The organism is Streptomyces sp. NPDC048639, assembly GCF_043199075.1.
Taxonomy (GTDB): domain Bacteria; phylum Actinomycetota; class Actinomycetes; order Streptomycetales; family Streptomycetaceae; genus Streptomyces.
Genome location: NZ_JBICVP010000002.1, coordinates 913,091 through 924,522 on the forward strand (window position 1 = coordinate 913,091; position 11,432 = coordinate 924,522).

Genomic DNA, 11,432 nt, shown 5'->3' on the forward strand with positions numbered 1-11,432 from the left:
GCGCGGCAACTCTCCCCCGGCGCGCCGGACTACTGCGGCTGGGGGCTACTGCGGTGCGGGTGCTACTGCGGTGCGCCGCGCCAACCCGCCACCGGGAGCGCGAACTTGGCGACGAGCCGGTCGGTGAACGACGCATGGTGCAGCCGCGCGAGCCGTACCGGCACGGCTCCGCGCCGCACCTCCACCCGCGCGCCCGCGGGCAGTTCGACGGTCCGCCGTCCGTCGCACCACAGCACGCCGTGCGGTGTCTGCGGCTGCACCTCGACCGCGAGCACGGAGTCCGGTGCGGTCACCAGGGGCTTGGCGAAGAGGGCGTGGGCGCTGATCGGCACCATCAGCAGCGCCTCGACCTCGGGCCAGACGACCGGGCCTCCGGCCGAGAACGCGTACGCCGTGGAGCCCGTCGGAGTCGCACAGACCACACCGTCGCCGCCGAAGCGGGAGACCGGCCGCCCGTCGACCTCGATCACCACCTCCAGCAGCCGTTCGCGCGCGGCCTTCTCCACCGACGCCTCGTTCAGCGCCCAGTCGCGGTGCACGATCTGCCCGTTGGTGCGCACCAGCACGTCGATGGTCATGCGCTCCTCGACCTCGTACGAGCGCGTGACCACCCGGTCGACCACCTTGTCCAGGTCGTCGCGCTCCGCCTCGGCGAGGAAGCCGACGCGGCCGAGGTTGACGCCGAGCATCGGCACGCCGGAGCTGCGCGCCAGCTCCGCGCCGCGCAGCAGGGTCCCGTCGCCGCCCAGCACCACCAGCAGTTCGCTGCCGTCGAGCGCGTCCTCGGACGGGTCGACCTGCTCGACCTGGGACGGCAGCGGCAGGTCCGCGGCCTCGGAGGCCAGCACGCGTACGCCGATGCCGCAGCGCAGCAGGCCCTGCACCACCAGTTCGGCGCTGCGGATCGCCGACGGCCTGCCGGTGTGGGCGAGCAGAAAAACGGTGCGTGCTGATGTGGTCTTCGTCAACGCGGCCCCTCCGCCACTGCTCGTTCGACAGCCGCCGGGTCCAGAGCGGGCGCCCCGGCGCGCAGCCAAAGGAAGTACTCGACATTACCGGACGGACCCGGCAGGGGACTCGCGGTGACGCCCAGCACCCCGAGGCCGAGTCCGGCCGCCTCTCCTGCGACGCTGCGTACGGCCTCGGCGCGCAGTTCGGGACTGCGCACCACACCGCCGCTGCCGAGCCGGTCCTTGCCGACCTCGAACTGCGGTTTGACCATGAGCACGAAGTCGGCGTCCGGCTCGGCGCAGCGCACCAGCGCGGGCAGCACGAGACCGAGCGGGATGAACGAAAGATCCCCCACGATCAGGCCCACCGGCTTTCCTTCGATCTCCTCAAGCGTCAACTCGCGTACGTTCTTACGGTCCTTGACGGTGACGCGTTCATCGCTCTGCAAGGTCCAGGCGAGTTGGCCGTAGCCGACGTCGACGGCGACGACGTGCTCCACGCCCGCCCTCAGCAGCACATCGGTGAACCCGCCGGTCGACGCGCCCGCGTCGAGCGCGCGGCGCCCCTCGGTCTTCAGGCCGAGGGGGACGAACGCGGCGAGCGCGCCCGCGAGCTTGTGGCCGCCGCGCGAGACGTACTCGGGGTCGCCGTCGTCCTCGAGCACGACCACGGCCGCGCTGGTCTCCACCTGGGTGGCGGACTTGGTCGCGGTGGTGCCGCCGACGGTCACCCTCCCCGCGGCGATGAGCTGACTCGCGTGCTCCCGCGAGCGGGCCAGCTTCCTGCGCACCAGCTCCGCGTCGAGTCGGCGTCGTGCCACGTGCGGTTCAGCTCCTGGGGTCGTACGGCCCGGGTGCGGGCGTGGGGCGGGACGGTGAAGGTCCTGGGGGGCCCGGCGGGCGGGGCCCGGACGGAGGGGGCGGGCCGGGGCGGGAGTCGAGCACGGTGAGCGTGTCGCGCAGACCGCGGTGCACATCCTCGTACACCTCGATGTGGCCGTCCGCGGGGAGGTGGTCGGCGTCGGACAGCCGCTCGAGTTGGGCGTCCACTTCGGCACTCGCGGTGGGTGTGCGCGGGATGCCCAGGGGCGCGGGTCCGGTGGCGGGCTCCGGTCCGCGCGGCTCCGCGCCGTCCACCGCGTCCTCGCTGTCCCTGCCGGCCACCGCGTCCCGGGCGGCCACCGCGTCCTCGCCGCCCCCGGCATCCCCCGGGTCCTCGGCATTCCCGGGCGCGGGTACGGGCGTGTGCTCGGCACCGGCCGCGTCCCCGGTCCCCTCCACGGGCGTGCGCCGCGGCTCCGCCGCACGCTCCGCTGCCGCCGTCGGCTCGTCCTCCGGCAGCCACTCCCGGTCCCGGGCCTGCTCCCCGCCGGGCATCGACTCGTTCATGGCCCCGACGCTACCCCGAACCGCGCCGTCATCGGGGAGCGAGGCTCTGGGGTACCGTCGATCACGATGAAGACGATCGAGGAGTGCCGGCTGGCGCTCGACCGGCTTTCGGAGAATCTCGCCCGGGCGAACGGGGACCTGCGCAGCGCCGCCGCGCTCGACCGTTCGCTGAGCTGCCGTATCACCGATCTGGACATCACCTTCGTAGGCCGCCTCGCGGAGAGCCGGATCCGGGACGTGAGGACGGTGCAAGGCCCTCCGCCCGAGCGCGCGCAGATCCGGCTCACGATGGCCAGCGACGACCTGGTGGCCATGGTCGACGGCAAGCTGAACTTCGCCAAGGCATGGGGTACGGGCCGGGTCAAGCTCGAGGCCGGGCTGCGGGATCTGATGCGGCTGCGCTCGCTGCTGTAGTCCCGCTCGCCGCTTCAGTCCCGCCCGCAGCTTTGGTCACGCTCGCCGCCCCGCTCCCGTTCGCTGCTGCAGTCCCGGTCCTCACGTCGGCCCCGGCCCCGCCGGTGGCCGTATCCACGACGGGGCGAGAGGCCACGCCCGTACGGCGTTCGCGCGCGGCCGGTACGACCAGCGGCGTGCCCGTCTCCGGATCGTCGATCACCTGGCAGCGCATCCCGAAGACCTGCTCGACCAGCTCGGCGGTGACGATCTCCCCCGGCTTCCCCTCCGCGGCGATCTCCCCACCGCGCATCGCGATCAGATGTGTCGCGTAGCGCGCCGCGTGGTTCAGGTCGTGCAGGACCGCGACCAGGGTCCTGCCCTGCTCCTCGTGCAACTCCGCGCAGAGGTCGAGGACATCGATCTGGTGCTGGATGTCGAGGTACGTCGTCGGCTCGTCGAGGAGCAGCAGCGGAGTCTGCTGGGCGATGGCCATCGCGATCCACACGCGCTGCCGCTGACCGCCGGACAATTCGTCGACATAGCGATCCGCGAGCTCGGCCACACCGGTCGCCGCCATCGATGTGTCGACGATCCGCTCGTCCTCCGACGACCACTGCCGCAGCAGTCCCTGGTGCGGATAGCGGCCGCGCGCCACGAGGTCGGCGACCGTGATCCCGTCCGGCGCGATGGACGACTGCGGCAGCAGCCCGAGCGTCCGGGCGACCTTCTTCGCGGGCAGGGATCCGATCGCCTGTCCGTCGAGCAGGACGGAGCCCGAGGTCGGCTTGAGCATCCTCGACAGGGCGCGCAGGAGCGTGGACTTGCCGCAGGCGTTGGGCCCGACGATGACCGTGAAGGACCGGTCCGGGATCTCCACGGAGAGGTCCTCGGCGACGGTGCGCCGGTCGTAGGCGAGGGTGACGGATTCGGCCGCGAGGCGGTTCCGGGAGGGAGTCGGGGCGGTCACGTCGTCTCTCCTGGCGGTGGTGGTCTCCGGCTTGGCGTTCATGGCCGCGGGTCGGGCGTCCCTGGTACGGGGCGGTGCGGAAGTGCTCCGCGGGTCGTACCCCTGCGGGTCGGGCCGCTTCATATCCGTCCCGCCTTTCGCTCGGTCACCAGCAGCCACAGCAAGTACCCGCCGCCCAGCACTCCGGTCACGACGCCGACCGGCACCCGGTCCGCCCCGAACACCCGCTGCGACGCCCAGTCCGCGGAGACCAGCAGCGCCCCGCCCATGCAGGCGGCGGGCAGCAGGTTCGGCCCCGGCGAGCGGGTGAGGCGCCGGGCGAGCTGCGGCGCGGTGAGCGCGACGAACGCGATCGGCCCTGCCGCTGCCGTCGCGACCGCCGTGAGCAGCACGGCCGCCAACATCAGCAGCAGCCGGGTGCGCTCGACCTGTACCCCCAGCGCGTACGCCGAGTCGTCGCCCATCTCGAGCATGCGCAGCGGGCGCGCCTGGGCGAGCACCAGCGGGACGATGACGGCGCAGACGGTCAGCAGCGGCCAGACCTGGGCCCAGTCGCGTCCGGACAGCGAGCCCGTGATCCAGACGATCGCGCGTGCGGCGTCCACGAGGTCTGCCTTGGTGAGCAGATAGCTGTTGAGCCCGGTGAGCATGGCCGACGCACCGATGCCGACCAGAACCAAGCGGTAGCCGTGAAGGCCCTGCCGCCAGGCCAGCAGATAGATCGCGAGGCCCGTGAGCAGACCGCCACCGAAGGCCCCGAACGCCACCGCGACCGTACTGCCCTTGATCAGCACGATCACGACGAGCGCCCCGGCCGCCGACCCTTGCGCGAGGCCGATGAAGTCCGGACTGCCCAGCGGATTGCGGGAGATGCTCTGGAAGACGGCGCCCGCGAGGCCGAGGGCCACGCCCACGCAGAGCCCGACGAGGACGCGCGGCAGCCGCAGTTCGTTGACGATGAAGTCCTGGGCCGGGGTGCCGTTTCCGGCGAGCGTGCGGAGCACGTCCGCGGGCGCGAGGGGGAAGTCACCGGTGCCGATGAGCACCACCGCCATCAGCAGGGCGACGGCGGCGAGCAGCAGCCCGACGACCGCCCCACGGGCGTCCATGCGGAACGAGAGCCCGCCGCGGGTGCGCAGCGCTTTCACAGGTGGGCCATCCTTCGCCGGCGGATGAGGTGGATGAAGAGGGGGCCGCCCATCAGCGCGGTGACGATGCCGACCTGCAACTCCGCGGGGCGCGCGACGACCCGGCCGATGACATCGGCGCCGAGGAGCAGCACCGGCGAGAGCACCGCGGCGTACGGCAGGATCCACCGCAGATCGGGGCCGGTGAGGGCGCGTACGAGGTGCGGGATCATCAACCCCACGAACACGATGGGCCCGCAGGCCGCGGTCGCGGCACCGCACAGCAGCGTGAGGGAGACCATGGCGAGGGCCCGGGTCCGGGTCAGGTGCGCGCCGAGGGCGCGAGCGGTGTCGTCGCCGAGGGCCATCGCGTTGAGCGGGCGGGCGAGCGCGAGCGCGATGAGGGTGCCGGTCGCGAGGAACGGCAGCACCTGCCCGACGAGGGACATGTTGGCCGAGGCCAGCGAACCGACCGTCCAGAACCGCATCTTGTCCAGTGCCGCGGTGTCGAGCAGCATGACGGCGTTGATGTAGCCGTAGAGGGCAGCGGTCATCGCGGTGCCCGCGAGCGCGAGGCGGATCGGGGTCGCGCCACGGCTGCCCCCGAGCACGTACACCACGGCCGAGGCGATGGCGGCGCCGAGGAAGGCGAACCAGACATATCCGGTCAGCGACGTGACGCCCAGAAAGCTGATGGCGGAGACGACGGCGGCCGAGGCACCGGCGTTCACTCCGAGGAGGCCGGGGTCGGCCAGCGGATTGCGGGTGAGCGCCTGCATCACCGCGCCGGCCAGGCCGAGGCCGACGCCGACGAGCAGCCCGAGCACGGTCCTCGGCAGCCGCACGTCCTTGACGACGACGTCCGTGTCGCTGCCCGTGTAGTGGAACAGCCCGTGCCACACCTGGTCGAGGGGTATCTGCTTGGCCCCGACGGCGATGCTGGCGGCCGTGACCAACAGCAGCACTCCGGCAGCGGCGAGCAGCCCGAGGGCGCGCGGGGCGATGCGCCGGGGCGGAGCGGCGGCAGGCGGTATCTCGCCACGTTCGAGGGGACGGTCGACCAACATTGACCTTAGGTTAGCCTGCCCTCACCAGCCCTGGCGACCGGCCCCACCCTTGATTCCGCGCCCGGCACCCGCCCCCTCCTGCCCGGCCCTTTCGCCCATCACACGAGCGCCGTCCAGGGGCACCCGGCTCCAGCGCCGCATCCGACGCCGCATGTCCGGCACGGCATACGGACGTTGGCCCCCGGCCCGTACTCCACGCGGCCCCGGCCCGGCGGCGCCTTGGCGTACGTACCGCTCAGACCCAGCCCCCCGGCCTCAAAACCCCAGCCGCGCCAAAGCCTTGTCCGTCTCCACGCCCCCCGAGCCGTCACCCGCCCACGTCCACACCGCGGCGCACAGCGCCCGCAGCCCGTCGAGCGCCTCGCCCCCGCCGTCGAGCACCGCCTCCCCGTCCCGTACGGACGCGCTCCAGCCACCGCACACGAAGCCGCCGGCCTCCTCCCCGACCTCCGGCTGCCCGGTCAGCAACCCGCGCAGATCGGCGGCCACATACGTCGGGCGGTGCTGCGGCGGGGCGGCGAGCAGCTGCACCGCGTCCGTCACCCCTGTCAGCACGAGCAGCGAGTCCACCCCGCCCACGTGCGCACCCTCGATGTCGGTGTCCAGCCGGTCCCCCACGACCAGCGGCCGCTCCGCGCCCGTCCGCAGAATCGTCTCGCGGTGCATCGGCGGCCGCGGCTTGCCCGCGACCTGCGGCTCACCGCCGGTCACCAGCCGTACGACCTCGACCGCGGCGCCGTTGCCCGGGGCGATGCCGCGCTCGCTCGGAATCGTCAGATCGGTGTTGGAGGCGAACCAGGGCACGCCGCGCGCCACCGCGTAGGACGCCTCCGCGAAGCGCCCCCACGGCAGTTCGGGCCCTCCGTACCCCTGCACCACGGCGGCCGGGTCGTCGTCCGCCGACTCCACCGGCTCCAGGCCGCGTTCCCGCAGCGCGACCCGCAGCCCCTCCCCGCCGATCACCAACACCCGGGAGCCCGCCGGGACTTGGTCCGCGATGAGCCGGGCCACGGCCTGCGCCGAGGTGATGACGTCGGTCGGCTCAGCAGGGACGCCGAGGTCCGTCAGAAGCCCGGCGACCGCCTGCGGCGTCCGGGACGCATTGTTCGTCACATACGCGAGGTGCATACCGCCGTCCCGCGCCGCCGCCAGCGACTCGGGAGCGTGCCCGATGGCGCGACCCCCGGCATAGACCACCCCGTCCAGATCGAGCAGCGCCGTGTCGTACGCCTCGCTCAGAGGCCGGGCGCTCGCGTCGGTCCGGGTCCGGATCCTGGCCTGTCGGGTCATCGTCTCTCGCTCCTCGCTCGTGGCTCTCCCCCGATCATCGCGCATCGCCGCAGGCCGCATAACATGCCCCAATGACCACATCAGGGCCTGCCCGCGACGGTCTGCGTCTGTCGCCCTTCCGAGGTCTGCGCTACGTCCCGGAACGCGTCGGGAGCCTCGCCGCCGTGACCTCCCCGCCGTACGACGTCGTCGTACGGCCGGACGGACTGCGCCACCTCGAGACCGCCGACCCGCACAACATCGTCCGGCTCATCCTGCCCCAGGCGGCCGGATTCGCCGACCCTCACCGGCAGGCCGCGGAGACGCTGCGCACATGGCGGGCGGAAGGCGTCCTCGCCGCCGACCCCGAACCGGCCCTCTACGTCTACGAGCAGTGCAGCGGCGACTTCCTGCAGCGCGGCATCATCGGTGCGCTGCGACTCAGTCCGCCCGAGGAGGGCATCGTCCTCCCGCACGAGGGCGTCATGCAGGAGATCGTCGAGGACCGGGCGGCGCTCATGCGCGAGACGGCCGCCAATCTGGAGCCGCTGCTCCTCACCTACCGGGGCAACGGCGGCGAGGTGGGTGCGACCGCCGTCATCGAACGGACCGTGCACCGCCCGCCCCTGCTGTCGACGACAACGGAGGACAGCGTCAGCCACCGGCTGTGGGCGGTGACCGACCCCGCCGAACTCGCCGAGGCCGCAACCGATCTCGGAGGCCACCAGGCCCTCATCGCGGACGGCCACCACCGCTGGGCCACATACCTGCGGCTCCGCGCCGAGCACGACGCACCCGGCCCCTGGGACTCGGGACTGGTTCTGCTCGTCGACACCGCCCGCTACCCGCTGCGCGTCCGCGCGATCCACCGGGTGCTGCACCGGCTTCCGGTGGCGGCCGCGGTGGCGGCACTCGAAGGCGCCTTCCGGGTACGGAAGGTGGACGGTCCGCTGCCGAAGGCGCTTGAGGCGTTGGCGGCCGCGGTAGAGGGGACGGAGACGGCGGAGGCCGGGGATGCGTCCGCCGCCGGGAGTACCGCTCCCGCCTCAGGCGCGCGAACCGCGGACAGCTCTGCCGCCGGGGGCGGCAACGCCTATCTGCTCGCGGGCGACGGCGGATTCCACCTGGTCGACCGCCCGGACCCCGCGCTCCTGGCGCGTACGATCCCGGCCGACCGACCGGAAGCCTGGCGCACCCTCGACGCCACCGTCCTCCACTCCACCCTGCTGGACCACGTGTGGCAGGTCTCGGACAGCCCCGACCACATCGGCTACATCCATGACGTCGCCGCCGCCGTCGACAAGGCCCAACGACACGGCGGTACGGCCGTCCTGATGCACCCGGTGCGGGAGGACGTCGTACGCGAGCTCGCCCAGCAGGGAGTGACGATGCCGCGCAAGTCGACGTCGTTCGGGCCCAAGCCGGCGACAGGACTGGTGCTGCGCAGCCTCGACCTGGGCTGAACGCGGAAAAAGCGAAGAGGGCGGAACCCCGGCGAGTACACCGGGAGTTCCGCCCTCTTTGCGCATCAGCGAGGCTGGTTCAGTCCTGGTCGCGCCCCGACTCCTCGTCGGGCTCGGACAGGGTCGCGTCTGCGTCCGCGGACTCGGACTCGATCTCCGGCTCCGGCTCCGGCTCCGGCTCCGGCTCCGGCTGCGTGTCGTCGTCGACGGGCGGCGCCTCGGCCCGTACGTCCTCCACGGCGCCCTCTTCCGACTCGACCGACTCGACCGAGCCCTCCGTCTCGACCGAGCGCTCCGTCTCGTCCGATGTCTCTTCCGGCGTCCCCTCCGTGTCGACCGCGTCCGGGTCGAGCGCGTCGGTGAACTCCACGCCGTCCAACTCTGCCAGACGGTCCGAAGCATCCGTGGTCCCGCCCTGATCGGCCTCCAGGGCCTTGGCGAACCACTCGCGCGCCTCGTCCTCCCGGCCCACGGCGAGCAGCGCGTCCGCGTAGGCGTAACGCAGTCGGGCGGTCCACGGCTGAATGGCGGTCGATGCCAGCTCGGAGCTCTGCAGCGTCACGACCGCGGCCTCGGCCTGGCCCATGTCGCGCCGCGCACCGGCGGCGACGAGCCGCATCTCGACCTGCCCGGCACGGTCGAGCTTCTGCACCTCAGGCTCACCGGCCATCGCCAACGCCCGCTCGGGCCGGCCCATGCCGCGCTCGCAGTCGGCCATCACGGGCCACAGTTCCGCGGATCCGGTCATACGCCGGGCGGCACGGAACTCCGCCAGCGCCTCCGAGTACTTGCCGGTCGCGTACGAGGCGAAGCCGGCGGCCTCGCGTACGGCCGCGACCCGCGAGGCGAGCCGCAGCGCGACGCGCGAATACCCATAGGCCCGCTCCGGGTCGTCGTCCAACAGGCGGGCGACCATGACCAGGTTCCTGGCGACATCGTCGGCGAGCGTCTTCGGCAGGCTCATCAAGTCCTGCCGTACGGCCTGGTCGACCTCGCTGCCCGTCACGTCCTCGGGGATCGGCAGCCGCTTGATCGGCTCCCGATCGCGGTCGCCGCGCGAACGGTCGTCCCGGCTGGAGTAACCGCCGCGACCGTCACGTCCGTCACGTCCGTCGCGACCGTCACGGCGTCCGAAGCCAGGGCCCCGGTCGGAACGCTGATCGGGCCGCCCGCGGCCACCCTGCCCGTACGGCCGGCGCGGACCGCGGTCATCGGGACGACGTTCGTCCCGGCCACGATCGTCCCGGCCACGGAAGCCACCGCCACGCTCGTCCCGGCCACGATCGTCCCGGCCACGGAAACCGCCGCCACGCTCGTCGTCGCGGCGCGGCCCACGCGGTGGGCGGTCATCCCGGTCACCCCGGAACCCACCACGGTCGCGGTCGTCCTCGCGCCGCGGCCCACGCCCCCGATCGCGGTCGTCACGACGGTAGGAGGGCCCCCTGTCATCGCGGCCACGGAACCCGCCACCACGCTCGTCGTCACGACGCGGCGGACGATCATCCCTATCGCCACGGAACCCACCACGGTCGCGGTCGTCCTCGCGCCGCGGCCCGTGCCCCCGATCGCGGTCGTCACGACGGTAGGAGGGCCCTCTGTCATCGCGGCCACGGAACCCGCCGCCACGCTCGTCGTCGCGGCGCGGCCCACGCGGCGGGCGGTCATCCCGGTCACCCCGGAACCCACCACGGTCACGGTCGTCCTCGCGCCGCGGCCCACGCCCCCGATCCCGGTCATCACGACGGTAGGAGGGCCCCCTGTCATCGCGGCCACGGAACCCGCCACCACGCTCATCGTCGCGACGCGGCCCACGCGACGCGCGATCATCCCGGTCACCCCGGAACCCACCACGGTCACGGTCATCCCGATCGCGGTTCCGGTCGCGGGTGCCGTCGCGGTCGCGGTCGCGGTCGTCACGACGGTAGGAGGGAGCCCTGTCATCGCGGCCACGGAACCCGCCGCCACGCTCATCGTCACGACGAGGCCCACGCGACGCGCGATCATCCCGGTCACCACCCCGGAACCCACCACGCTCATCGTCGCGGCGCGGCCCACGCGGCGCGCGGTCATCCCGGTCACCCCGGAACCCACCACGGTCACGGTCATCCTCGCGCCGCGGCCCACGCCCCCGATCCCGATCGTCCCGATCACGCCGGAAACCACCACGGTCACGGTCATCGTCACGCCGAGGCCCGGACGAACGCTCGTCGCCTCCGCGGCCACGGAAACCTCCGCGGTCGCCGTCCCGGTCACGGTCGCGACGCGGTCCCGACGCTCGGAAGTCCCGCCGGTCACCGCCGTCTTGACGCTTCGGCCGGCGGTCCGAACGACCGGCCCCATCCTCGGGCGAATTGGTGGACATCGACGTGACTCCTGTCTAGCGGTACCGCAGTCATCATTCTCGCGCACCTGACACAGCGATGCGCTTCGGGAAAAACAAAAAGGACCCCTGGCCCCAGCATGTACGCCGGGACCAGGGGTCCTTCAATGATTGTTCGGCGGTGTCCTACTCTCCCACAGGGTCCCCCCTGCAGTACCATCGGCGCTGAAAGGCTTAGCTTCCGGGTTCGAAATGTAACCGGGCGTTTCCCTAACGCAATGACCACCGAAACTCTATCCCCGCCCCAATAGGGCGGAAGTCTGATAGAGACAGCGAACAAGCACACTCTTCAGTTGAGACATACCAATTCAACCGGAATTGTTCGTTGTTTCAGAACAACACAGTGGACGCGAGCATCTGAGGACAAGCCCTCGGCCTATTAGTACCAGTCAACTCCACACCTCACGGTGCTTCCATATCTGGC

General features: G+C 72.3%; 11 protein-coding genes and 1 rRNA gene. 2 read left to right on the forward strand and 10 right to left on the reverse strand.

All coding sequences use genetic code 11. From position 1 onward, the window contains the following. Nucleotides 1-62 precede the first annotated feature (62 nt). From ACGFNH_RS08310 to ACGFNH_RS08320, 3 genes are read right to left on the reverse strand one after another with little or no spacing between them, the layout of a single operon-like run. Nucleotides 63-968 carry an NAD kinase gene (locus ACGFNH_RS08310; protein WP_393652207.1) on the reverse strand — a complete coding sequence of 302 codons (906 nt, stop codon included), beginning with the start codon at nt 966-968 and terminating at the stop codon, nt 63-65. Beyond that, nucleotides 965-1,771 (reverse strand): TlyA family RNA methyltransferase, encoded by an 807-nt coding sequence (locus ACGFNH_RS08315; protein ID WP_393652208.1) that lies wholly within the window; start codon nt 1,769-1,771, stop codon nt 965-967. The genes ACGFNH_RS08310 and ACGFNH_RS08315 overlap by 4 nt, the downstream gene beginning before the upstream one ends. A gap of 7 nt (nt 1,772-1,778) precedes the next feature. Beyond that, nucleotides 1,779-2,132 (reverse strand): hypothetical protein, encoded by a 354-nt coding sequence (locus tag ACGFNH_RS08320; RefSeq protein ID WP_393652266.1) that lies wholly within the window; start codon nt 2,130-2,132, stop codon nt 1,779-1,781. Nucleotides 2,133-2,405: 273 nt separating this feature from the next. On the opposite strand from ACGFNH_RS08320, the gene ACGFNH_RS08325 reads away from it, so the two are divergent. Beyond that, a complete protein-coding gene (locus tag ACGFNH_RS08325) occupies nt 2,406-2,753 on the forward strand; it encodes an SCP2 sterol-binding domain-containing protein (RefSeq protein WP_393652209.1) in 348 nt (115 codons plus the stop codon). On the opposite strand, the gene ACGFNH_RS08330 is transcribed toward ACGFNH_RS08325, so the two are convergent. The 4 genes from ACGFNH_RS08330 to ACGFNH_RS08345 all read right to left on the reverse strand — a co-directional run bounded on the left by ACGFNH_RS08330 (nt 2,701) and on the right by ACGFNH_RS08345 (nt 7,186). After that, entirely contained in the window at nt 2,701-3,744 is a 1,044-nt protein-coding gene (locus ACGFNH_RS08330; protein ID WP_393652267.1) for an ABC transporter ATP-binding protein, read from the reverse strand. The two genes, ACGFNH_RS08325 and ACGFNH_RS08330, sit on opposite strands and share 53 nt — an antisense overlap. A 77-nt stretch (nt 3,745-3,821) precedes the next feature. After that, on the reverse strand, nt 3,822-4,811 hold the full coding sequence (locus tag ACGFNH_RS08335; protein WP_393652268.1) for a FecCD family ABC transporter permease: 990 nt from the start codon (nt 4,809-4,811) through the stop codon (nt 3,822-3,824). Between the two features lie 35 nt (nt 4,812-4,846). Continuing rightward, on the reverse strand, nt 4,847-5,896 hold the full coding sequence (locus ACGFNH_RS08340; RefSeq protein WP_393652210.1) for a FecCD family ABC transporter permease: 1,050 nt from the start codon (nt 5,894-5,896) through the stop codon (nt 4,847-4,849). A 255-nt stretch (nt 5,897-6,151) separates the two neighbouring features. Further along, on the reverse strand, nt 6,152-7,186 hold the full coding sequence (locus tag ACGFNH_RS08345; protein ID WP_393652211.1) for an HAD-IIA family hydrolase: 1,035 nt from the start codon (nt 7,184-7,186) through the stop codon (nt 6,152-6,154). A gap of 71 nt (nt 7,187-7,257) precedes the next feature. Between ACGFNH_RS08345 and ACGFNH_RS08350 the strand changes: the two genes are divergently transcribed. Beyond that, nucleotides 7,258-8,628 carry a DUF1015 family protein gene (locus tag ACGFNH_RS08350; protein WP_393652212.1) on the forward strand — a complete coding sequence of 457 codons (1,371 nt, stop codon included), beginning with the start codon at nt 7,258-7,260 and terminating at the stop codon, nt 8,626-8,628. A 79-nt stretch (nt 8,629-8,707) separates the two neighbouring features. On the opposite strand, the gene ACGFNH_RS08355 is transcribed toward ACGFNH_RS08350, so the two are convergent. From ACGFNH_RS08355 to rrf, 3 genes are all read right to left on the reverse strand, one after another. After that, complete coding sequence (locus ACGFNH_RS08355) at nt 8,708-9,661, reverse strand: hypothetical protein (RefSeq protein ID WP_393652269.1); 954 nt, start codon at nt 9,659-9,661, stop codon at nt 8,708-8,710. Next, nucleotides 9,631-10,881 (reverse strand): hypothetical protein, encoded by a 1,251-nt coding sequence (locus tag ACGFNH_RS08360; RefSeq protein WP_393652271.1) that lies wholly within the window; start codon nt 10,879-10,881, stop codon nt 9,631-9,633. The genes ACGFNH_RS08355 and ACGFNH_RS08360 overlap by 31 nt, the downstream gene beginning before the upstream one ends. A gap of 240 nt (nt 10,882-11,121) precedes the next feature. Beyond that, nucleotides 11,122-11,238 (reverse strand): 5S ribosomal RNA (gene rrf / locus ACGFNH_RS08365). Nucleotides 11,239-11,432: the final 194 nt, after the last annotated feature.